Source organism: Pediococcus siamensis (genome assembly GCF_047220215.1).
GTDB lineage: Bacteria > Bacillota > Bacilli > Lactobacillales > Lactobacillaceae > Pediococcus > Pediococcus siamensis.
Genome location: NZ_CP178375.1, coordinates 2,228,044 through 2,249,876, shown reverse-complemented (window position 1 = coordinate 2,249,876; position 21,833 = coordinate 2,228,044). Strand labels below are relative to the sequence as shown.

The window sequence follows — 21,833 nt, the reverse complement described above, 5'->3', positions numbered from 1 at the left end:
TTGGGTCTACACTTTCTGGTATTGGTGAATAACTGATACCAGTTTTTATTTTGAAAAAAAAAAGGACATTTGCCCTCTTTGTGTTACGATTTAATCGCCTAATAAAATCGAAAAGAGGAAAAACAAATGTCCCTAACTAATTCTATCCTAAGCCTATTCGAAATAACAGACCCTAATTTAACTGTAACTGAGATTACTAAGGAACATTATCCCAATGGGCAACACGTTCATGTCGTTCACGCTATCCTTTCCTATCAACTTTTAAAATGTCCTCATTGTGGCCATAAATCTCTAATCAAAAATGGAACTCACATTGGCCATCTAAGATTGGGAACCTTATCAGGTGGACGTTATGAGATGCAGCTAAAACGACAAAGATATCAATGTAAACGGTGTTTAAAAACCTGTGGTGCTCAAACTAACCTCGTTAAACGTAATGAAACTTTTACGCATAATGTGAAACATCAAGTAATTGTTCTGGCTCGGGATATGCTGACCAGTAAAGAAATCGCTAAGATTTGTGGGATTTCACCAAGTAGTGTTCAACGCATTTTAAATGCGAATATTCACTTAGCTTATCGTGTTAAAACACTCCCCCAAAATCTTTGTTTTGATGAATTCCGTTCCTGTAATCATCTAATGTCCTTTAACTGTTGCGATGCCGTTAGTCATCGCCGCATTGTGATTCTTAAGGATCGCCTTAGTAAGGATATCATTGATTACTTTGAAGCTCGCTATTCAGTTCAAGAACGTATGAAAGTTCAAACAATCACCGTTGATATGAATGCTGAGTATGCTGGCTTTATTCATCGGTTATTTCCTAAGGCAATAACCATCATTGACCGTTTCCACATTATTCAACTTGCCGGTCGGGCACTGGATAACGAACGTACACGTGTGATCCATACTTTTCAAGATAAGCATTCCCGAGTTTATCGCATTCTAAAATCTCAATGGCGTTTGTTCCATTTGGCAGAAGAAAAGGTCAATGATACTAAACTTATCTATTTACACGGTATCAACGAATACATGACCCAACAGAACGCCATTGACCTAGCCTTAGATGAATTTCCAGAATTTAAAACTGTGTATCAAACCTATCAAGGAATTCTAACAGCCATTCAACAAAAAGATGCGGTTGGATTTAAAACCTTGATTGCCAACTACAAGGCGGCTGGCAACCAAATGGATATTACTATCTCAACTTTAATAAAGAATGGTCCTGCTGTTCTCAATAGTTGTCGTTATCCGTATTCCAACGGTCCTATTGAAGGACTAAATCGTAAAATTAAGGTGTTAAAGCGTAGCTGTTTTGGTTTTCAAAATATTCATAACTTTTTCATTCGTATCAGTTTAATTTATGCGTAAACAAAAAAAGCACATTCACCGAAGTGAACATGCTTTTCAAAAATCTCCACCAATACAATTTGACAGAGACCCGTTTTATTTTAATAATTCCGATTCAGTTTTTCTTTTCACGTAACTGCCAATTCTCAAAGGAATGAAAAGCACGTAAAGCTAATTGGAGGCGAGGAATATAACCTTGTTAATTATCGTCATTACGGCCTTTATTGATTTGAAGATAAAAACATTCTAATTAATAACCACAAATCTTTTTTACCAACAATCTCATTAACCCTCAGCTAGCCTTCAAATTGATAATCTTCATCAATCACCAAGATCGGCTTGATGGTTTTACCACTAATCGAATCTGCATTTGCTTGATTAATTTCATCAAATTTATAGAATTTTTCCGTTTTATCGAAGTCAAACATCCCTTGTCGATAAAATTCAATCAATCGCGGCACATCAATTTGTGGAATTGAATCTCCCATATTAACCCCAATAACCGCTTTGTCATCGACACAAAGATCATTCCAAGTATCAACATCGATATGATGTGGGGTGACCGCAATACATGCCGAAACGCCACCTTGGGCTAAAGCTTTAATGGAAGCTTCCATGACTGCTGTAACACCAGTCGTATCAACCGCAAAATCCACGCCATGTCCATTAGTCAGGTTTTTAATGGCGGCAACCGCATCCTCATTATTACTGTTAACCGTTTGAGTTGCACCTAATTCTTTGGCTAACTTCAATCGTTCATCGTTAATATCAACAGCAATCACCCGTGTGCAGCCAGAAATCTTGCCGGCCATCATCGCTGCCAAGCCAACGGCACCAGTACCAAATACAGCAATTGTCTGACCTGGACGGGGTTTCAAAGTATTCAAAACTGTGCCGCTGCCTGTCACGTAACCGCAACCTAAGGGTCCTAGTTTACGTAAGTCTAAGTCCTTAGGCACCTTGACCGCGTTACGTTCACGTACAACTGTGTGAGTGGTAAAGGAAGATTGATCAAACATATCACAGACATTATGTCCATTTTCTGTAAAATGAGCACTACCATCCGGGCGAACACCCGAAAGGTTATTGGCTGCATAGTGTAAACACTGTGTTGGCACACCCTTTAAACAGTTTTCACAATTTCCACAAGCATAGAATGAAAGCACCACGTGATCGCCAGGCACAAAATTCTGAACGTGTGAACCCACCTTTTCGACGATCCCAGAACCTTCATGACCAAGCACAATGGGATAGCCAATTTCTGCATCCCCTCTTTTCAAGGCTTCATCTGAATGACAAATTCCGGTAGCCACCATTTTCACCTGAATGTCATCAGGCTGCATTTCCGCTAGTTCAACGTCGTCTTTAATCTCGAAATCTGCACCCTTTTCACTAACAACTGCTGCTTTGATTCTCATAACAAAACCACACTCCTTACAATTAATGTAATCGTTTTTACAGCTTCGTTATAGCAGTTTGTGAAATAAATTGCAATGTTGTCCTTTGTGATAAATTTACCATATTAATTTAAAAACTGGTTTGAAAGTAAAAAAGTTACAAAATATGTCAAAACATATCTGTAACTTTTTTACCGCTCATTTATTTAAAATGTTTACGAATAACGTTTCGTGATTCACGCAAAATGTCTGCATTTTTATCAAAGTCCATTGTCAGGAATGAATAATAAAGTAAATCAACTACGTAAAGCTGTGCCATTAGGGAGGTAGTGGCTGCCGTTCGTAATTTTTCATTTTCCTCACTATCATCATGAACTAGCACAATATCACTTTTCTTTGCTAATGAACTTTTTTTATTATGCGTAATCGTGATCACTGAAATTTGATGCTCATGCGCAACCTCAGCTAATTTTTGACTTTCTACAGTTTCACCGGTGTTCGAAACTAGCACTAATACAGTTCCTGGTCTAACCATTCCGGTTGCAATCAAATGCGTATCCATTGTCTGAACAACCGGTTTCCCAACTCGGATGAATTTTTGCTGAAAGTCAGCTGCCACAATGCTGGATGCGCCTAATCCATAAGCATAAACATCATCAGCTTTTTTAATAACCTGAGCTGCTTTTTGTACCTGTTTATCATCTAAACTATGATTTGTTTGTTCAATCGTATGTCCAATTCGAAATTCCATTTTTTGTTTTACAACTTTAAGCGTATCTTCTGGATTCACTTCAGTATAAAGACTATCATCAATCTTGGTTTCGGCTGAAAGTTGGATTTTCACTCCAGGAAACCCATCCGTACTTAAAATCTTAGCCAATCGAACCACTGTTGCGGCACTCACACCCGCTCGGTTGGCTAAAGTGTCAGCATTCATGGTGATGACTTGTTGCGGATGATCCAAAATATACTGAGCAACCTTTTGTTCTGATTTTGAAAAAGAAGCGATTTGGTTGTGAATTGAAAACAGAATACTTTTCATACGATTTTCCTACCTAACTGTTTGCTGGTGCCGTATTCATAATGATAGTTGACTCATCTAACTCGTTTACATCAGAGTTCTTATCAACTGAAAATTCTTGGCTATTTGTGATAATTGCTAATGTAACTGTATCATACCCAGCTTTGGCAATTTCTGTCCAGTCTACTTTACCAACAATTTGTCCTCGTTTCACCGTATCTCCGGGTTTAACGTTCAAACTAAAATATTTTCCCTTCAGATTGACCGTATCAATCCCCATATGAACTAAGACTTCTTCTCCAGCATCGCTTGTGTACCCAATTGCATGACTAGTATCCGCAACAAACATAACTTTTCCACTCACCGGAGCATAAACAGGAGAATCTACAGCTGGTTTCACTGCCACGCTCTTCCCCATAGTTTCTTTTGCCATAATCGGATCGCTTACTTCATTGACAGGAATTTGCTGGCCTTTAACCGGCGCCGTAACTGTATCCTGGGTAAAAGTTACAGGTTCAGAAACAGTTTCTGCCACAGGTGCCTCTGGAGTTGACTGCGTTTCAACTTCTGTGTCTGAGGCAACGGCATCTTTTGGAATACCAAAGAAATAAGTGGCCAAAAATCCACCGGCATATGCTGCTAGCAAACCAGATACATAACCTAACCAGTGACCGTTATTAATCAACGGAATTAAAGCCACGCCTGAAGGGCCGATAGCAATGGCACCAATATGACCAAGGCCTCCAACAACGGCACCGCCAATCCCACCACCGATACAAGCCGTAATGAAAGGCTTGCCAAGTGGTAACGTTACACCATAAATTAAAGGTTCCCCAATACCAAGAATTCCAACTGGCAAAGCACCCTTAATCATATTCGTCAGTTTATGATTTCGATGGCAACGAATCCACAAAGCAATCGCAGCACCGACTTGTCCAGCACCAGCCATAGCTAGAATAGGTAATAGAGGAGTCATTCCAGTTTTGTTAATCATTTCAATGTGAATTGGTGTTAAGATCTGATGTAACCCAAACATGACCATTGGCAGGAATAGTGCCCCCAGAACGAATCCAGAGAACGCACCCCCGACATTTAGTACCCACTCAATACCGCCAACTAACGATGTGGAAATTACGCCCGCCACTGGCATAACGAGGAAGATGGTGAAAATCCCTACAATGAACAGGGCAATCGTTGGCGTCACAATGATATCAATTGAATCTGGGATCCACTGATGTAGCTTCTTTTCTACTAAGGACAAAATCCAAACTGCAAAAATAACACCAATAATACCACCTTGACCAGCTGCTAAAGCCTGGCCATTAAAAATGTTGTGCAATGGCGCTTGTGGTGTGACACCTGTAAGTAGGGTGACCGCACCAATAACACCTCCTAGACCCGGAGTTGCACCGAATTCGTTGGCACTATTAATACCTACATAAATTGCAAGGTATGAGAAGACCCCATTTTGAATGACTTTCATGATCATAATAAAGTCATTCCAATTTTTACCGATATCTCCAGCAACAACCATATTAGAAAGAACCGCTGCAACACCACCAATTAAACCAGCGCCAACAAATGCGGGAATCAAAGGAATAAAAATATTGGAAATAGATTTCAAAATCCGTTTAATTGGTGTCTGTTTCTGTTTGGCCTTTTGCTCAGCTTTTACTTTTGCGGCCTTAGCTTCTACCAATTCCTTATCTGTTAAATGATTATTGCCCCCTAAATCATCAGGAAAAGGTTCGCCCAATTTGACGCCCACTTCATCAACCATTTCTTGAGCAACTTTGTTTACCGTACCGGGTCCAATCACAACTTGCAAGGTATCATCATTCACAACACCCAAGACGCCATCAATATTTTTTAGGCCTTCCATATCAACTTTTTCGATGTCAATAATCGTCATACGAACTCTTGTCATACAATGAATCAGTTTAGCCACATTTTCTGGGCCACCAACATGATCATATATTTCATGAGCCAACCGTGTAATTTTTTCATCCGCCATTAGTCTTTACCTCCTTTTATTGTTTTTCGCACAAACCCATCCGCCTTTTTAAGTTGCTGTGCTGCCTGCTTCTTGTTTAAACCTGTCAAAATCATAACAATTGCTAACTTCACATTTTGATCAGCTTCTAGAAATGTTTTGCCTGCGACTTCATAACTACATTCGGTAGCCTGCATAATAATTCGTTTAGACCGTTCTACTAACTTTGCATTCGTAGGTTTTACATCAACCATTAAATTCTTATATACTTTACCAATCCCCACCATGGAAGCTGTTGACAGCATATTTAAAACCAGTTTTTGCGCCGTTCCTGATTTCAACCTAGTTGAGCCCGTCAAAACCTCTGGTCCCACAGGTACTTCAATTGCAATTTGCGCGTGTTTACTAATTTCTGCATGTGCATTGCACGCTAAGCTGATTGTCGCAGCACCAGTTTTTTGAGCGTAATCCAATCCGCCAATTACATAAGGCGTTCGGCCACTGGCTGCAATTCCCACAACCACATCATTTTCGTTCAATTGACGTTCTTTAAGATCACTGGCTCCCAACTCTTTAGAATCTTCTGCACCTTCTACGGCTAATGTCATTGCCTGAGCGCCACCGGCAATTAGGCCTTGAACCATCTCGGGATCAGTACCAAAAGTAGGGACACATTCAGCTGCGTCTAAAACGCCTAATCGGCCGCTCGTTCCAGCACCCATATAGAATAGACGCCCGTCAGCTCTGAAGCTTGTGATAATCTGATCAACAGCTTTTGTAATTTCTGGTAAAGCCTGCTTAATACTAGTTGGTACTGTCTGATCCTCTGAATTCATGAGCTCTAGTACTTTTGCCGTAGATAGTTCATCAAGGTCCATCGTTTTATTATTGCGTGTTTCTGTCGTCAATCGACTTAAATCAATCATGACTTCTCCTCCTCATATAAAAATTCAATGCCAGTATTCTCTCTTACCAAAGCCAACAAAGGAATGTCCACCTGATCAATTTGGCCAAGCACGTTTACACGGTTATTGACAGGTAAATTCACTTTACAAATTTGAATTTCTCCTTGATAACGTCCATAAAGGTCATTGTCAATTGTGACAGTTCCTGGTTTTCGTTGTCCTTGATTAGCCGGGGCCACTTTCTGGTGTAACAACTCATTTTGTTGCCTTGATTCGACAAGTCTTATGACATCGCGTGCTACCTCAGGGCGATTATGCCAAATCCGTCCCCAAAGTGGCTGAAATTCTGTTTTCACGTGAACTTTTACGAGGCTCCGCTGGTAAAAGTCACCGAATGATTTTGCTAATGACATACTAAGCTGTGGATCCCCAATAAATACTTTATCTACCAGCATTTTTTCCGTGAGTTCAACCGCTGCCACCAAAGGATTGCTATATCGATGGCTTTCTAACGTCGGTAGTCCCTCGTACAAGGGCCCTCGTCTACGATCATCCCCTGGCACAAATGCCATTACTTGAAAATGTTGTTGATGAAGCCACTTATTTCTAGCTTTAAACCAGTCTTCGTCCAAGCCAGTTTCTGGACGCGGGTAAAAATTATGCCAAGCCTCTATACACTCAAAGTTCGCATGATTAGCGTGTAATTCCTGAACATCCTTTTCACTAATCGTACTGGCGTTCAAAGCCACATTCAAATGCTGACTTAACCTTGCTATTTGTTGATTTGTGAAACCATCATCCAAACGTAAAGCAGAAATACCAAAGGTTTGTAAATTGGCGATATTTTCTATTGAAATATGCAAGTTCTCTAGTGCTTTTAAATCGGTATCTACTGTCAGGCTTAAATGATGAGCTGCACACATCCTGCCCAGTTTTTTTAACCGCTTTACATAATTCTTTGCATCTTCTTCAGGAATGTGAACTGAAGTAAACACCCCTTCGAACCCATTTTCTGCCATCTTTGCCAAGTAATTCTCAGTTTGATCGCTAACGTCGGTATCCAAATAAATTGAAAAACCTAACATGGCAACACCCCTTTCTTTTTTGACACCGTTTTCATTTACGACCATAGTATACAATCGTTGAATATAAATTTCAACTTTTTATTCTAATTATTTAAAAAATGTGAAATTTAATTTCTTATTCAACAAAAAAAGAATTTTCCGGACTGTGTACTAATCCAGAAAATTCTTTTTTATTTCCCCTTAACTTCAGCGATTCGAAAAGCCACAATTTGCCGAATCAACTTAACAGGCAACGGCCGATCATAAGGAATTTGAATAGTACCTTTAGAAGTATGGAAGTCTTTTAATTGTTCAGCAAATGCTTCAATTTGTGCTGGTGTGGGATAAAAGCCTAAATGCTTCTGTGTCGCGGCAAAATAGACCAAGACCTTGCCGTTTTGCTTAAGTGCTGGCATATTATACGAAAAAGTTTCTTGTGCTTCTGGAGCTGCATCTGCCAGAAGTTCACGCATGATCTGGGCCACCGCACGTTGCATTTTGGGTAAATCCGCCATGTAATCGGCAATATCGTTATATTTTTTCATTTTATTCCCTTCATCAAAATACCACATTAAGTTCAACCACCTAAAGTTTAGTATACTCCTCATTGCCTTTATATAGGCAATTACAACGAGACTAAAAATAAGCTTGCTTCATTGACTCACAAGTCATTGACTTATCAGTCAACAGGAACTATACTCTGGTTATCAATTGGAAAGTAACGCAATAAATGTAAAATAATCGGCTCCAAAAGGCCCACGGGAGGTCAGAATCATGACTGAAAAAGTATTAGAAGTTACCCATTTACAAAAGCGTTTCGGTAAACTTGAGGCGCTGAAAGATATTACATTTAATGTTCAAAAAGGAGAAGTTTTTGGCTTTATCGGGCCCAACGGTGCGGGAAAGTCCACGACGATTCGCATTTTATTAGGCATTTTACGTTCAACAGGCGGTTCAGCGACGATTTTTGGTACCGATGTTTGGCACGACGCCGTTCGTATCCATCAACAACTAGCTTATGTCCCAGGCGATGTTTACTTGTGGCCAAATCTGACCGGCGGCGAAATTATTGATCTGTTCTTGAAACTCAATCACCAAAAACATAGTGCGCGGACTGATGACTTGATTCATCAATTTGACTTAGATCCGACTAAGAAAGCACGAACCTATTCAAAAGGTAATCGGCAGAAGGTTGCGTTAATTGCTGCTTTTTCTACTGAAGCGGAGCTCTATATTTTTGACGAACCAACTTCTGGACTAGATCCCCTCAATGAAGAGATTTTCCAGAAAAACGTTTTGGCACTTAAACAACAAGGAAAAAGTATTCTCCTATCCAGTCATATTTTGTCAGAAGTGGAACGCATGTGTGATCGCATTGGGATTATTCGTGAAGGGCAAATTATCGAAACCGGGACGTTGGCGGAAATGCGCCATCTCACACGCACCTTAATCACTGTGCAAACACGAAAACCACTCCCAGACCTTTCAAAAACAACTGGTGTGCACAACTTTAAAGCCGCTCCAGATACCGTCAATCAAGCTAGTTTTACGGTTGATTCTAATCAAATGGATAAACTTATGCAACGCTTGGCACCGCTGGAAATTGTGAGTCTTCAAAGTACGCCACCCACCCTCGAAGATCTTTTCTTGCGGTATTATCAAAACGACACTCAAGGAGATGGGCAAAATGAAATCGAGTGAATTTCAGCAAAGTGGATTTTTGACCCGGTTTAATCTTCGTCGTGATTGGTTTGTCATTTTTGTCTGGGGCATGATCCTCGCTATTTTGATGGGGGCCGTGGCTTTTAAGTTTAACGATCTTTATGGAACTAAAAGCGCCATTTCATCAATCGTGACCACACTTAAGATGCCCGCCATGGTCTCTTTATTTGGGAGCTTCGTTGCCCAGCCACCATACAGTACTGCAGACATTTTTGCGAGTGAGATGATGGTCTTTATGGCTCTTTGCATGGCAGCGATGAATATTTACTTTGCTGTGCGCAACACCCGTGGCGAGGAGAGTAATGGCATGGTTGAACTGATTCGTTCGCGTGCCGTAGGAAAACAAAGCCCCCTTTTAGCAGCAATCCTTGAGCTCTTGTTGATTAACCTAGTTATTGGCGGCCTATATGTTGGCGGTCTGCAAGTCTCTGGCATGCATGGTACATCTGCAGTCGGCAATTTATTGATTGGCAGTGGTTTGGCCGCCGTCGGATTCATGTTCGGCAGTGCCGCTCTGTTAATGGCACAGATCAGTGATAATGCTCGTGGTGCAACCATGTTAAGTTACCTTTTCCTCGGAATCACGTATCTGATTCGAATGATCACGGATGTTCAAAATGATAACTATACGTGGTGGTCCCCATTTGGTTGGGTTGAAAAGCTTTCAATCTACCATCAGAATCATTGGGCGCCGGTGGGCTTCATGCTTGCTTTATCCTTAGGACTTTTACTTTTAACCTTTTTTGCCAATCGTCACCGTGATGTCGGCGCTGGCCTTCTGGTTACGCGAAAGGGCCGTTACCATGCTTCACCTCTCCTTGCTGGTCCTTTCAGTCTTGTTCTGCGTTTAGATCGTGTCAGTCTATTGGTTTGGGTGATTAGCTGTCTCATTCTTGGCATTTCTTATGGTTCAATTTTTGGAACCGTTGGTGACCTTATGAAAACAAATCCGTTCCTTGGCAAACTAATGGGAGCAACTGCCGTCAATGCGGCTAATCAGGCCATCGTTTTGCGATTTGCGGCCTTATTAATGATTGTCTTTACCGTCCTAGTGACGGTTCCCAGTGTTCAAACACTCCTCCGAATTAATGGCGATGAACGCAAAGGCTGGCTGGAACAGCTTCACGCAAAAAGCGTCTCTCGTTTGCACCTTTTCAGCAGCTATGTGGGCGTTGCCATCCTCATTGGTACCCTTGCCTTATTTAGTACTGTTTTTGGGCTTTGGTTAGCTAATGAAGCGGTAATGGACAACCCTTTGACCTTTTCTCGAGTTTTTCGTGGCTTTCTCGGCTACCTGCCAGCGCTATACGTCACGCTAGGTATTAGTATCGTTTTGGTAGGTTGGTTGCCGCGTTGGCAGACAATTAGCTGGGTAATTCCAGTCTATGGCTTAATCAGCCTTTATTTTGGCAACTTACTAAACATTCCCGACTGGGCACAAAAGTTAACCCCTTATGGTTGGATTAATCAAGTCCCGGTAAAAACAGTCGACTGGACGCAGGTTGTCGTATTTTTAGGTTTGGCCGTTGTTTTATTCTTCATCGGCTTTATGGGTTACAAAAACCGCGATTTGATTGAAAATTAGCTTTCGAGAAAGGACTTATCTATGACAAAGGAAAAAAAGCAGATTCCAATGGACCCCGATAAAGTGACACGAATTATGAGTGCAGCCTTGGTGATCTTTGCCAAGCACGGCTATCGGGACGCCAAAACGGATGCCATTGCGCAAAAAGCAGAAGTTTCAAAAGGAATCATTTTTCGTTACTATGGCAATAAATCCCAGCTTTACATGGCAACTCTACAATTTGCAGCGGAACGCCTCTATCAAGTTGCTGACTTTAATATTTGGAAAGACGCCGCAGACTTAGAAGAGATGGTGGTTAAGGCAACTAAGTACAAAATTCAATTGCAGCTTCTGTTTCCGAATGAATTCAAACTGCTTTTGGATGCTTATGCCGAAATCAGTCATGCACCAGCCGCCTTGAAACACCAGATTGCTCATTTTTACGCCGGACAAACCAGCAGCAACATTATGGCATTAATTGACCCAATCTTAGACCGACTACCGTTGCGATCAGATGTGGATAAAGCCACCATTCAGCATTTGATTCTCGGAATTTTTGACCAAATTACGGTCGAAACCAAAGCCTTTATGCAGGCCCATCCCACCGCTGACTTAACGGATTTTGCCGAAATCATCGACCATGTTCGGGCCTACATGGATGTGATTGAACACGGGTTTTTAAAAGCTAATTCGGTTTAAATCACCAAAGGTCCAAAAGGTAGTTTGACTTCGCGCACATGTCGTTGTCCGTGCCCCAAAAATGTTAAAGTGCTAAAATCCAGGAAGTAAAATGATTCAAAGTATGTATCATTCGGCTATTGAAGTTTGAAGATAGCAAAGGCTGGGAGCTTTTTCCCAGCTCTTTTTCTTTTTGGTATTATTTGACGCCTACCGGAATTAACCGGGTTTGTGTCACATCCATTAAACCTTTATCTGTCAATCGTAAGTTCGGGATCACATCCAGAGGAATTGCGCCTAATTTCATCAACGGATTAAATTCAGAATTCAACTGCAAGTCTTCATGGACAAGTTGATTGAACATATTTTGTTTTTGAATCAGTGTTTCGACTGCTTCATCGCTCATCAATCCGCCAATCTTCAAAGGGAGTGCCGCAATGACTTTACCGTCACGAACAGCAATTCCGCCACCTTGCTGTTGCACTAACGCATTTACCGCAGCTGCCATTTCCTCATCATTCACCCCAAGAACCACAATGTTATGTGAATCGTGGCCAATTGTACTTGCAATTGCACCGTACTGTAACTTAAAGCCGGAAATAAGTCCTACGCCCACATTACCGGTCTGATGATGGCGCTCAACGACAGCAACTTTCACAATATCTTGATCAGGGTGCCAAACAAATTCATCACGATCATTGGTTGTGACCTCTTTAATAAGATCCTTTGTCCGACTGGTTGTTTCCAAGCCAATTACGTGTGCGCGACGGGTTGGCAATTTCAAAGAAAGTTTTTCAGTTTCAAAGTGATTGAGATGAACCGAATTTAATAAATCTGTATAACCCTCAACAGGCTTTTCTGCCGGTTCCAAACTCATCCCATTTTCAGCCACTAGCTTCCCGCCAATGTATGTTTGGGTCACTTTGAACTTAGTCAGATCCGATACCAACAAAAAATCTGCCCACAGTCCAGGCGCAATTCCGCCGCGATCATTGAGTCCACAACACTGGGCTGTATTAATTGTCGCCATTTGAATCGCCGTAATAGGCGGTACCCCATTTTGAACACAAACCCGAATACTTTCGTCTAGATGACCACGATCTCGTAAGGTGACTGCTTGAATATCATCGCCACAAAGGGCACAAAAACGCGAATTTTGTGGCGTTAAGGCCTTGAGTAACGTCGGTAAATTCTTGGATACAGTCCCATAACGCAAATACACATACATCCCCCGCTGCAACCGATCTTTCATTTCTTGAGTGGTTGTACATTCATGATCATCATGAATGCCAGCAACGCGATAGGCATTGAGTGCCTGCCCAGCTAAAGAAGGGCTGTGACCGTCAATCAAACGATCCTCATTTTGGGCCACCAGCAGTTCATCTAAAACATCATCTTCTGCATTGACAACTCCCACATAGTTCATAAATTCCGCTAATCCGTATGCCTGTTTTTGCGCAAAAGCCTGTTTAATTTCAGGAGCTTTAATAATTGCCCCAGATGTCTCAAATTGGGGCGAAGCGGCCGGCACACAAGAAGGCATCATGTACTTGATCCGTAACGCTGTTTGCTGGGCTGACGCAACCATATAACTTAATCCGTGCATCCCCGCAACATTCACAATTTCATGCGGATCTGCCAAAATAGTCGTCGTTCCGTGCGGAGTAGCTAGTTTCCCAAAAGCAGCTGGTGACACACTGGCAGATTCGATATGAATATGCGGATCAATCAAACCGGGCACCACATACTGATTCTTGCCGTCAATTTCAGCATTTCCTTGATACGCGTGACCCCAGCCTAAAATCTTACCATTTCCAATAGCCAAGTCGCTTTGAATAATTTCGGCATTATAAACATCTACGATTTGAACATTACGAATTACCAGATCAGCATTCTTTCTGCCAGCTGCCTGTTCAATTAACGCTTTTAAAGTATCCTTTTTCATCGCTGATTTCCTTTCCTAAATGATCGTTAGCGAGTTTGTCGATTTTTCAACTGCTGGGTAAGGCATTCATTGCGTAGAGTAAGAACAAGAAAATGACAGCCGCAATATACATAATCGGATGAACTTTTTTAGCTTTTCCGGCGGCAATCATCGTCAAAGGATATGAGAGAATTCCAAAGGCCAACCCGTAAGAAATGTTATACGTTAGTGGCATACTTAGAACAATTAAAAATGAAGGTAGTGCCACTTCAAATTTATTCCATTCAATATTAGCTAGCGATTTTGCCATAAAGGAACCCACAATAATTAAAACGGGGGCTGTTACCTGATTCGTAACCAAGGTTAGCAAAGGTGAAAAGAACAAGCTGAGCCCAAACATAGCCGCAACAGTCAGTGCAGTGAGCCCGGTCTTACCACCCATTGCAATTCCCGTAGATGATTCCACGTAACAAGCAGTCGGCGTCGACCCAAAGATTGAGCCGGCGATCATCGATGTCGAATCTGCAAATAAAGCTTTGCCGACCTGCTTGGGGATATGATTGTTTTTAATAAAACCGGCTTGCTCTGCCAAACCGATTACGGTTCCTGTGGTATCAAAAAAAGCAACAAAGAAGAAAATTAGGACAACAACAAGCATTTGAATATTAAAGATGTGATTTAAATTCATAAGTGAAACCCCAAATGTGGGTTGTAAACTTGGAATTCCGGAAACAATGGCAGACGGCATTTTAATTAAACCGGTAAGAACACCAATCAATGCCGTGGCCGCCATCCCGATAAACATGGAGCCGGGGACCTTTCTTGCCATCAAAACAACAATAAAAACTAACCCAAAAACTGTCAGCCAAACATCGGGCGTACTCCAATTTGTAATGGTAACTAATGAAGATTTGCTGCCTACAACCAGCCCGCCTTCTTTCAACCCGGTAAAGGCAATAAACAAACCAATTCCGGCAGCCATTGCCGATTTTAATGATGCGGGAATCGCGTTAATGACAGCTTCGCGAATTTTAAAAATAGTCGTTAACATGAATAAGAGTGAAGCAACAAAGACGCCTGCAATGGCTGTTTGCCAAGGAATTCCCATCCCGATCACTACTGAGTAACTAAAAAAAGCGTTACTCCCTAGCCCAGGAGCAACCGCAATCGGATAGTTGGCAATTAGTGCCATTGCAATACAGCCAACCATGCCTGTGAGCGCAGTCGCTACAAAAACAGCACTTTTATTCATACCAGAAGCACTCAAAACTGTCGGATTCACAAACAAAATATAAGACATTGCGATAAACGTGGTTAATCCAGCGATTACTTCACGCTTCACCGTCGTCCCATTACGCGATAATTTAAAAATCCGTTCTAAAAAAGTTGGTGCCGTGGACTCCTGATTGAGATCTGCTTCATTATCCATACATTAACAACTCCTTATTTATTATAGTTCGTGTTTAAGCGATAAACTTATCATAAACGAAACTCATAACTTTGTCTACCGTTAAAACACGAACTATAATTAATACCGCTAGTTATCCGGTTTTTTTTATTTAAAATTAAACTTAAAAAAAAGATAAATAGATTGGGATTGTACCAAAAAAATAGTATAATTACATTGTTAAAAGCTAAAATAGGCAATTTCGGTAACAGTATTAACTTTTGAGAGTCAAATTCACCATATTTTTTATTTAATCATTGATATCTCTGAGTTTGGATTTGTAAATAATAATATTACAAATTCCAAAAAGGTTAAAATTATCTGGAATATATGATTAGCTTTGTGGTATGATTTTATTTGCACCCTTATCGTGGATTTTGGTACATATAAATTCAAAATAAGTAACATGGAGGAATAAATTATGTTTTATTATGACTATGATCAATTGAATTTTGCCCGTCATAAGCTCGATTCTAAGAAATCAAACTATTTATTGCGTTTTTCGTTTTTAGAGTACAGTTTGATCTTTAATTTTGAAAAACGAGAACCTAGTCGTGCCGAACGGGAAATCAACTCTTTCTTTGCGCATCACAAAGATCTAATTGAAAAAGCAAGCCATGAAGAATTACATCGCAGCTTAGTTAATATTGTCAGCGATTTTACCATGACTGGCTTGGCAAATCATTTTAATGCTTCCAACTTTGTACAACTGCGTGAAGCTTACTTTGATTGGCTAACTGATGAAAAGCCGGAAGATTCGGAAACTTTCCGGAAAATCCTCGGCTTAATCACAAAAGATTTCTTTGACTTGCAAACACCAGAGGATCAGATCACTTCAACTGATACGGTCCCGAAGCAAGTTTATCAAATCACATACTATGTCAATATGCATCTTTACGACAAAATGCAGCCAATCCGCATTGCTGAGTATTTAAATCTATCTTATCAATACGTTTCACGTCTCTTTACCCATACCATGGGCATGTCAATTCAAAGCTATATTGACAAACAACGTGTTGATGAATCCAAAAAATTGTTGCTGCATACGGATCTACCGCTAAGCGAAATTGCCCGGATGCTCAATTATTACGATTCCAGTAATTACATCAAGCATTTTAAGAAATTTTCTGACACAACGCCTAAACAGTACCGTCTCCATAACCAACGGAAACGTCTCCGTTTGAAACAAGAAGCGTTAGCAGAAAACAATAAAGCTTACTAAACGTCCACTTGGAGAGTTAAAAAACGGTTTAACTTCGCGCATAACAACAGAAGCCGAATGATTCATGCTTTGAATTGTTCGGCTTTCGTCGTTCATCAGAGAGGTAGCATTTTTCCTCCAATTGCGGCTATAAAAATGCAAAGCCTAGAAGGCTGGGAGGTTTTTCCCAGGCCTTTTTTTGTATTTTGCCAAAAAAAATAGCCCTGAAAGGCTATTTTAAAATCAAGGCCAAGATACCTTGAACCAGATCTGTGATAAGTTGTCCGTAATCATCAATTTCCAATTCATCCCGGTGGCGATCCAAAATGATCAGTGCATCGAATAACTGTTTAATTTGCGCAGCCGTAACTTTGCTCTGAAGAAGATCCTGTTGTTGCCAGCGGATAATCAGTTGAGAAATTGTCTCGTACAAATAATTTTGCTGGACAGGAACATCTTTTTCAATCAAATTCTTAACCTTCGCATTTGCGTCCCAGGCCTGTAGAATAAGACTGCTGTGCGCATGCATGATCAGTTGCTGAGTAATTCTGGGCAGCAACGTTTGCGGCGCTTCGTCTAAATCATTTGCCGCAAAAACAGTCTGTTTAACACGCTCATTTTCTTCACGGTAAAGTTGCACAAAAATTTCTTCTTTAGAGTTATAGAATCGATAGAAAGTGCCAACTGCTACCCCGGCTCGTTTGGTAATCTCCGCAATATTTGTTTTCTTAAACCCCAACTCATTGAAGGTTGCTTTTGCGGCCTCATATAGTCTCTGCTGTTTATCATTCATACCCGTGCCCCCCTATTCACTGGCAGCCAGCGCATCCAGCATCTCAATTCGTTTTAATCGGTAATGCGTCAAAATCCCAATAATTAAACTGAAAAGCCCAGTAATGAGTGCCGACCAAATGTAGCCTGGATAATGGATTACCATCGGAAAGAGAATACTGCCGGTTTGTGCTTTAATCATAATAAAGCGGTGTAAGAAAATCCCAATTCCCCAACCAACGATAATTCCAACCACAGTAAATATGACATTTTCACGGGCCACATAGGCAGTGACTTCGCGATCGTAAAAGCCCAGCACCTTAATCGTCGCTAATTCACGAATTCGCTCTGAAATATTGATATTCGTTAAATTATACAGCACAACGAGCGCCAAAGCTCCCGACATCACAATCATGATTAAGACTACCGATCCTAAACCACCGGTACTAAGCGCGCTGGCAGCATACCGAGGGAAGCTCACATTTAAAACACCAGTTTGCTTTAAAAGTTGCCGACTTAACTTATCGCGTTGTGCCTTTTTTACCTGGTTCGTTTTAAGTAGTCGCGAAGTAGCGTGGTAAGTTTTGCCCGTCAGTTTTTTATAGTAGCTCGGCGTGGTGTATAGCCAGTGGCCCGCATAGTTTTTTACAACTCCGGCGACTCTTGCACGCACCTTTTTGCCACTAATTTGTAAAGTTACCTGGCTTCCCGATTTAGCGTCCATGTCTGTGGCCAATTTTTCTGATAAAATAACCCCTTGGTTGGAGAGACGCAATTTACGGTCTGTTTTAACCGAACGTAAACTGACAAATTTTTCAAATCCGGTTGTAGTTTTGGGAACAACCATTGTCACAGTATCATTAGCGGTACCTTTTGTCGGTCGCGCAGTAAGTGATTTCATCAAAACTGCTTTTTGCGCTGAAATTTGCTGGGAATGAACTTCACGACTTGCTTTATCCAAAGTTACCGTAGCTTGAAAATGTTGAATATCGTCGTATTGCGCCGGCACCAGATCGTCCACTGAATTTTGAATACCAAATCCTGTTAAAATCAACCCGGTACATCCGGCAATGCCCACAATTGTCATCAGCATTCGGCCTTTGTAACGGAACAAGTTTCGGTAGCTGACCTTCTGATTGAAGTTCAAATGATTCCAAAGTGGTTTAATTCGTTCTAACAAAATTCGTTTGCCAGCCTTAGGAGCTCTTTCCCGCATTAAGTTAGTCGGCACCTCACGCAGATTAATGGTCAGGACAATTAAGGCGCTTCCTAGCGTTGCTACTAAGCCAGCTACCAGCGTTTCGATTAAATAGGACCACGGAATGACACCAACGAATTCGGTCAAATTATTATTGGAAAGCAAACTGAAAACAAACTGAGGCAACGTGAGCATGCCAAGTACACCACCCAAGCAGGCCCCTAAAATACCAGCCAGTAAAGTGTAGACGATGTACTTCATGGCAATTTCATGCTTGGTGTATCCCAGTGCGCGCATTAACCCTACTTCACGACGATTTTTCTCAACCATTCGTGAAACTGTGGTAAACGTGATCAAAATGGCAATGAACAAGAAGAAACCAGGAAAAATGATCGCAATAGCTGCAATACTGTGGGATTCATCAAAGTAGTCCTGATAACCAGGGTTGGCGCTTCGGTCATTATATAAATACGTTGGTTTCTTTATTTGTGCCACCTGTGCTTCCGCCGCTTTTAGCTTGGCTTTGGCTTGTGTGAGCTCTTTTTGAGCAGCTTTCATTTTGGCCGTTCGGTATGCACTTGGGACTTTTGCTAACTGTTTTTCCTGTTTTTCGATTTTAGCAAGTTGCTGATCAATTTTAGCTTGCTCCGTTTTTTGTAACTGTTTTTGCCGATCAGCGGGCCGATTTTTCAATTGTGCTTTTAACTTTGCTTTTTGGCGATCCACATAAGTATTATACTGATCCGTCCCCGCCGCATAATGCTTGGGATTCTTGAACTGAACGGCAATTAAGGCATAGGCATTTTGGCTGAATACGGTATTTTTTACGTAGGCAAAGTAACTGACCGTCCCACTCCCCAAAGTTGTGGTCCCACGATCAGTGCTACTGACATATTGTGGCGAGTTCACAAACCCCACTACTTTAAATTCGCGGCGTTTTAAACTCGAACTCTTGGGCAAGCGATAGCGGTCACCAAGCTTATAACCATTTTGCTTAGCTTTCTTATCCAGCACGATTTGGTTAGCTTTTTGTGGTAAATGACCACTGACGACTTTCAGTCGATCCAGTGCTGGATGATTTTGATAACCATAAACACTGACAATCTGATTACGACTTTTTTGTAATGTTGTCATGTGGACAGGCATCGCTTGTTTAACTTGAGACACCTGCTTAATTGAACTTAAATCGCGGTTCGTTAACCCCATCGTGGAGGTAACTTTAAGGTCACTAAGCTTTTGCTTTTGAAAGTAGTGGTTAGCTGATTGATTTAAATCAGGCCCGACACTGCGGATCCCGACATATAGAAGTGAACCCAACAAGATAATCAGCACGATCGAGATGAACTTTCCCATCGATTGACTAATTTCCCTGACGGTCGCTTTAAAGTACGTTCGATTCACAATTTCCACCTACCATTCAATTTCTTCTACCGGCGTTGGATGCGCATTGTGATCAATCCCCTTCACCTGTGCATCTTTTAGGTGAATAACCTTATCGGCCATGGGCGCAATCATCGAGTTATGTGTCACAATCAGCACGGTCCGGTTTGTTTTGCGTGCTGTATCCTGTAATAATTTCAAAATTTGCTTACCGGTATGGTAGTCTAGGGCCCCTGTAGGTTCGTCGCACAACAAGAGCTTCGGATTTTTGACCAATGCACGCGCAATCGCCACGCGTTGCTGTTCGCCCCCAGATAGCTGGGCGGGAAAATTGTCCATCCGTTTACCTAAGCCAACATGCCTTAGCGTTTCTTCTACATCAAGCGCGTCATTTGTCACTTGACTGGCCAGTTCCACATTTTCTTTAGCAGTGAGATTAGGAATTAAATTGTAAAACTGAAAAACAAAACCAACCATTGTCCGCCGATAAGCAGTCAACTGGCGTTCATTGTATGTCGCAATGTCCTCACCATCAATCAAGATATGACCCTCGCTGGGATGATCCATACCACCCAACATGTTTAAAACCGTTGATTTTCCGGCGCCTGATTCGCCTAAAATAATTACCAGTTCGCCTTCATCTATCTCAAAACTAATTTTATCATTGGCCACAATGGTGTTTGCTTCCATTGTATAACGCTTCGTTTCATCTTTTAGTGCAATAAACGCCATTTTTTGTCCGTCCTCTCACTTACTTTTATTGTTATCTGAATTATAGCATTTTCCCTTCTCTAACAAGTACGCAAACTTTAAAAAGCCAGCTGCTGAATCATCACACGATTCTTGCAACTGACTTGAAAAAGCATCTGAAAAAGAAATTCAAAAATTCTAATTAACAGAATGAAATTGTTGTTCTGTTTGCAATGGAAACTCGCTAGGAGCTTCCGCATTCAATAATTCTGGTGTCAAAGCCACACGAGTAATGGTCTGATCTTCATAGGGCTGCATGTAGTATGCACCTTCTTCTAGACTCATGTAACCGCGATACTGCGTATAGTCGCAGCCACCTTCGTTATCAGCTTTGACCCCTTTGGGAATTTCCACACTGTTTAAGATGTGCGATAAGGCATTAACGGAGCCACTGATACTAGCTGCTTTTTCGGTATTTTCACGGATAAACGCTGCCCGGACAAAGCGGGAAACAGAAGTATAATCACCAGGCAATCCTAGTGCCCCGCTTCCTAACCCGTACGCATCGGATTCAAAGTCGCCGTACTTTTTGCTGCTATGTGATGTTGGTTTTAGTTGCACATAATTGTTCAAATTCTTTAAATGCCACTGAAAATCCGGACTGTTGGTCATTACCTTAACCGGATCGTCCATAACTTTCATGCCATTTTCATCCTGTTCAATGACCACACACGCACCTGACTTGTCACTGACAATCCAGTGCAATGGCACCACAATTTTGAATAAAGCATTTTCAACAGCGACAATATTTAACGAAGCAATCTTTTGTTTCAAATCAGCAACACTATCCACGTTGCCCAAAATCCAGTTCACAACTTCGTGAGGCGCCAAATTTAATTTATCCGCAACGGGAGCATCTGCGAATTTTGCTAAGCCATCAAAATATAATGTAGCGGCACCAACGCCAGCTTCATTTACACCATCGACTAAAATATAACCATTTAAATCACGTCCGGCACCGGTAAATCCTAGTTTTGTGTCAAACCCGTTAGTTTCAGCATCACTTTTAAAATGAAAGTTGCGCGGGATTACGACGGGACGGCCACCCAATTCGAATGAAAAATCCATCGTTCTTGCCAAAAACCACTGGCCCATTTTATTTTGGTACATTACACTTGTACACATTTTATGTCACATCCCATCTTATTTTTAATACATAGAAACAGTATATTCTGTTTAAAAAATCAATTCAAACGAAAAAAGCTTGTTTTGAAGAGTTTTCTTTAGGAACAGCGCTAAAATCACATATTTATGGTAAACTAACCTTATTGGTTAATAAGTTACTTTACAATAACTGTCCGGTCGAGCGAGGAAAGCTATTTTTTTGGCCTCGATCCGGCTTAAGTGACATCATTACCAATATTTTACAAATATAATAACCAATGTTTGTTACACTCATTATAGTTAACACTATTATCCGTTAGGCGATTTACTCATTAGCCTAATACTTTTAAAGTTAAGGGATGACTTA

The 21,833-nt window shown here is 41.2% G+C and carries 17 protein-coding genes; 5 read left to right on the top strand and 12 right to left on the bottom strand.

Translation table 11 applies throughout. The features are described from left to right. The first annotated feature begins 126 nt into the window (after positions 1-126). On the top strand, positions 127-1,368 hold the full coding sequence (locus ACLJJ6_RS10780; RefSeq protein WP_412988180.1) for an ISL3 family transposase: 1,242 nt from the start codon (positions 127-129) through the stop codon (positions 1,366-1,368). Between the two features lie 275 nt (positions 1,369-1,643). On the opposite strand, the gene ACLJJ6_RS10775 is transcribed toward ACLJJ6_RS10780, so the two are convergent. The 6 genes from ACLJJ6_RS10775 to ACLJJ6_RS10750 all read right to left on the bottom strand — a co-directional run bounded on the left by ACLJJ6_RS10775 (position 1,644) and on the right by ACLJJ6_RS10750 (position 8,272). Continuing rightward, positions 1,644-2,765 (bottom strand): NAD(P)-dependent alcohol dehydrogenase, encoded by a 1,122-nt coding sequence (locus ACLJJ6_RS10775; RefSeq protein ID WP_412989432.1) that lies wholly within the window; start codon positions 2,763-2,765, stop codon positions 1,644-1,646. Positions 2,766-2,946: 181 nt separating this feature from the next. Continuing rightward, positions 2,947-3,786 (bottom strand): MurR/RpiR family transcriptional regulator, encoded by an 840-nt coding sequence (locus ACLJJ6_RS10770; RefSeq protein ID WP_412989431.1) that lies wholly within the window; start codon positions 3,784-3,786, stop codon positions 2,947-2,949. Positions 3,787-3,799: 13 nt separating this feature from the next. Next, the gene (locus ACLJJ6_RS10765) at positions 3,800-5,779 is read right to left on the bottom strand and encodes a glucose PTS transporter subunit IIA (RefSeq protein ID WP_412989430.1); all 1,980 of its coding nucleotides are present in this window, start codon (positions 5,777-5,779) and stop codon (positions 3,800-3,802) included. Beyond that, complete coding sequence (murQ, locus tag ACLJJ6_RS10760) at positions 5,779-6,684, bottom strand: N-acetylmuramic acid 6-phosphate etherase (protein ID WP_412989429.1); 906 nt, start codon at positions 6,682-6,684, stop codon at positions 5,779-5,781. The genes ACLJJ6_RS10765 and murQ overlap by 1 nt, the downstream gene beginning before the upstream one ends. Then, positions 6,681-7,748, bottom strand: a complete 1,068-nt coding sequence (locus ACLJJ6_RS10755) for a MupG family TIM beta-alpha barrel fold protein (protein ID WP_412989428.1) — start codon at positions 7,746-7,748, stop codon at positions 6,681-6,683. The genes murQ and ACLJJ6_RS10755 overlap by 4 nt, the downstream gene beginning before the upstream one ends. A gap of 170 nt (positions 7,749-7,918) precedes the next feature. Next, positions 7,919-8,272, bottom strand: a complete 354-nt coding sequence (locus tag ACLJJ6_RS10750) for an iron chaperone (RefSeq protein ID WP_412989427.1) — start codon at positions 8,270-8,272, stop codon at positions 7,919-7,921. 226 nt (positions 8,273-8,498) lie between these two features. Between ACLJJ6_RS10750 and ACLJJ6_RS10745 the strand changes: the two genes are divergently transcribed. The 3 genes from ACLJJ6_RS10745 to ACLJJ6_RS10735 are packed head-to-tail and all read left to right on the top strand — an operon-like array spanning position 8,499 to position 11,712. After that, positions 8,499-9,428, top strand: coding sequence for an ATP-binding cassette domain-containing protein (locus ACLJJ6_RS10745; protein ID WP_412990475.1), 930 nt, complete (start codon positions 8,499-8,501; stop codon positions 9,426-9,428). Continuing rightward, positions 9,415-11,034, top strand: a complete 1,620-nt coding sequence (locus ACLJJ6_RS10740; RefSeq protein ID WP_412989426.1) for an ABC transporter permease — start codon at positions 9,415-9,417, stop codon at positions 11,032-11,034. The genes ACLJJ6_RS10745 and ACLJJ6_RS10740 overlap by 14 nt, the downstream gene beginning before the upstream one ends. 21 nt (positions 11,035-11,055) lie before the next feature. Next, positions 11,056-11,712 carry a TetR/AcrR family transcriptional regulator gene (locus ACLJJ6_RS10735; protein WP_412989425.1) on the top strand — a complete coding sequence of 219 codons (657 nt, stop codon included), beginning with the start codon at positions 11,056-11,058 and terminating at the stop codon, positions 11,710-11,712. 178 nt (positions 11,713-11,890) lie between these two features. On the opposite strand, the gene ade is transcribed toward ACLJJ6_RS10735, so the two are convergent. Beyond that, positions 11,891-13,636 carry an adenine deaminase gene (ade, locus tag ACLJJ6_RS10730; RefSeq protein ID WP_412989424.1) on the bottom strand — a complete coding sequence of 582 codons (1,746 nt, stop codon included), beginning with the start codon at positions 13,634-13,636 and terminating at the stop codon, positions 11,891-11,893. 46 nt (positions 13,637-13,682) lie between these two features. Continuing rightward, the gene (locus tag ACLJJ6_RS10725) at positions 13,683-15,044 is read right to left on the bottom strand and encodes an NCS2 family permease (protein WP_412989423.1); all 1,362 of its coding nucleotides are present in this window, start codon (positions 15,042-15,044) and stop codon (positions 13,683-13,685) included. Positions 15,045-15,483: 439 nt separating this feature from the next. Between ACLJJ6_RS10725 and ACLJJ6_RS10720 the strand changes: the two genes are divergently transcribed. Then, positions 15,484-16,284 (top strand): helix-turn-helix transcriptional regulator, encoded by an 801-nt coding sequence (locus tag ACLJJ6_RS10720; protein WP_412989422.1) that lies wholly within the window; start codon positions 15,484-15,486, stop codon positions 16,282-16,284. Between the two features lie 211 nt (positions 16,285-16,495). Here ACLJJ6_RS10720 and ACLJJ6_RS10715 read toward each other — a convergent pair whose 3' ends face one another. The 4 genes from ACLJJ6_RS10715 to ACLJJ6_RS10700 all read right to left on the bottom strand — a co-directional run bounded on the left by ACLJJ6_RS10715 (position 16,496) and on the right by ACLJJ6_RS10700 (position 21,487). Further along, a complete protein-coding gene (locus ACLJJ6_RS10715) occupies positions 16,496-17,056 on the bottom strand; it encodes a TetR/AcrR family transcriptional regulator (protein WP_412989421.1) in 561 nt (186 codons plus the stop codon). Positions 17,057-17,068: 12 nt separating this feature from the next. Continuing rightward, positions 17,069-19,633, bottom strand: coding sequence for an FtsX-like permease family protein (locus ACLJJ6_RS10710; RefSeq protein WP_412989420.1), 2,565 nt, complete (start codon positions 19,631-19,633; stop codon positions 17,069-17,071). A 9-nt stretch (positions 19,634-19,642) separates the two neighbouring features. Further along, complete coding sequence (locus ACLJJ6_RS10705) at positions 19,643-20,344, bottom strand: ABC transporter ATP-binding protein (RefSeq protein WP_412989419.1); 702 nt, start codon at positions 20,342-20,344, stop codon at positions 19,643-19,645. A 156-nt stretch (positions 20,345-20,500) separates the two neighbouring features. Next, positions 20,501-21,487, bottom strand: a complete 987-nt coding sequence (locus ACLJJ6_RS10700; protein WP_412989418.1) for a choloylglycine hydrolase family protein — start codon at positions 21,485-21,487, stop codon at positions 20,501-20,503. Between the last annotated feature and the right edge of the window lie 346 nt (positions 21,488-21,833).

Bases quoted from the DNA above. Each gene is read 5' to 3' on its own strand.
- ACLJJ6_RS10780 (WP_412988180.1), top strand. From the start codon at position 127: ATGTCCCTAACTAATTCTATCCTAAGCCTATTCGAAATAACAGACCCT.
- ACLJJ6_RS10775 (WP_412989432.1), bottom strand. From the start codon at position 2,765: ATGAGAATCAAAGCAGCAGTTGTTAGTGAAAAGGGTGCAGATTTCGAG.
- ACLJJ6_RS10770 (WP_412989431.1), bottom strand. From the start codon at position 3,786: ATGAAAAGTATTCTGTTTTCAATTCACAACCAAATCGCTTCTTTTTCA.
- ACLJJ6_RS10765 (WP_412989430.1), bottom strand. From the start codon at position 5,779: ATGGCGGATGAAAAAATTACACGGTTGGCTCATGAAATATATGATCAT.
- murQ (WP_412989429.1), bottom strand. From the start codon at position 6,684: ATGATTGATTTAAGTCGATTGACGACAGAAACACGCAATAATAAAACG.
- ACLJJ6_RS10755 (WP_412989428.1), bottom strand. From the start codon at position 7,748: ATGTTAGGTTTTTCAATTTATTTGGATACCGACGTTAGCGATCAAACT.
- ACLJJ6_RS10750 (WP_412989427.1), bottom strand. From the start codon at position 8,272: ATGAAAAAATATAACGATATTGCCGATTACATGGCGGATTTACCCAAA.
- ACLJJ6_RS10740 (WP_412989426.1), top strand. From the start codon at position 9,415: ATGAAATCGAGTGAATTTCAGCAAAGTGGATTTTTGACCCGGTTTAAT.
- ACLJJ6_RS10735 (WP_412989425.1), top strand. From the start codon at position 11,056: ATGACAAAGGAAAAAAAGCAGATTCCAATGGACCCCGATAAAGTGACA.
- ade (WP_412989424.1), bottom strand. From the start codon at position 13,636: ATGAAAAAGGATACTTTAAAAGCGTTAATTGAACAGGCAGCTGGCAGA.
- ACLJJ6_RS10725 (WP_412989423.1), bottom strand. From the start codon at position 15,044: ATGGATAATGAAGCAGATCTCAATCAGGAGTCCACGGCACCAACTTTT.
- ACLJJ6_RS10720 (WP_412989422.1), top strand. From the start codon at position 15,484: ATGTTTTATTATGACTATGATCAATTGAATTTTGCCCGTCATAAGCTC.
- ACLJJ6_RS10715 (WP_412989421.1), bottom strand. From the start codon at position 17,056: ATGAATGATAAACAGCAGAGACTATATGAGGCCGCAAAAGCAACCTTC.
- ACLJJ6_RS10705 (WP_412989419.1), bottom strand. From the start codon at position 20,344: ATGGCGTTTATTGCACTAAAAGATGAAACGAAGCGTTATACAATGGAA.
- ACLJJ6_RS10700 (WP_412989418.1), bottom strand. From the start codon at position 21,487: ATGTGTACAAGTGTAATGTACCAAAATAAAATGGGCCAGTGGTTTTTG.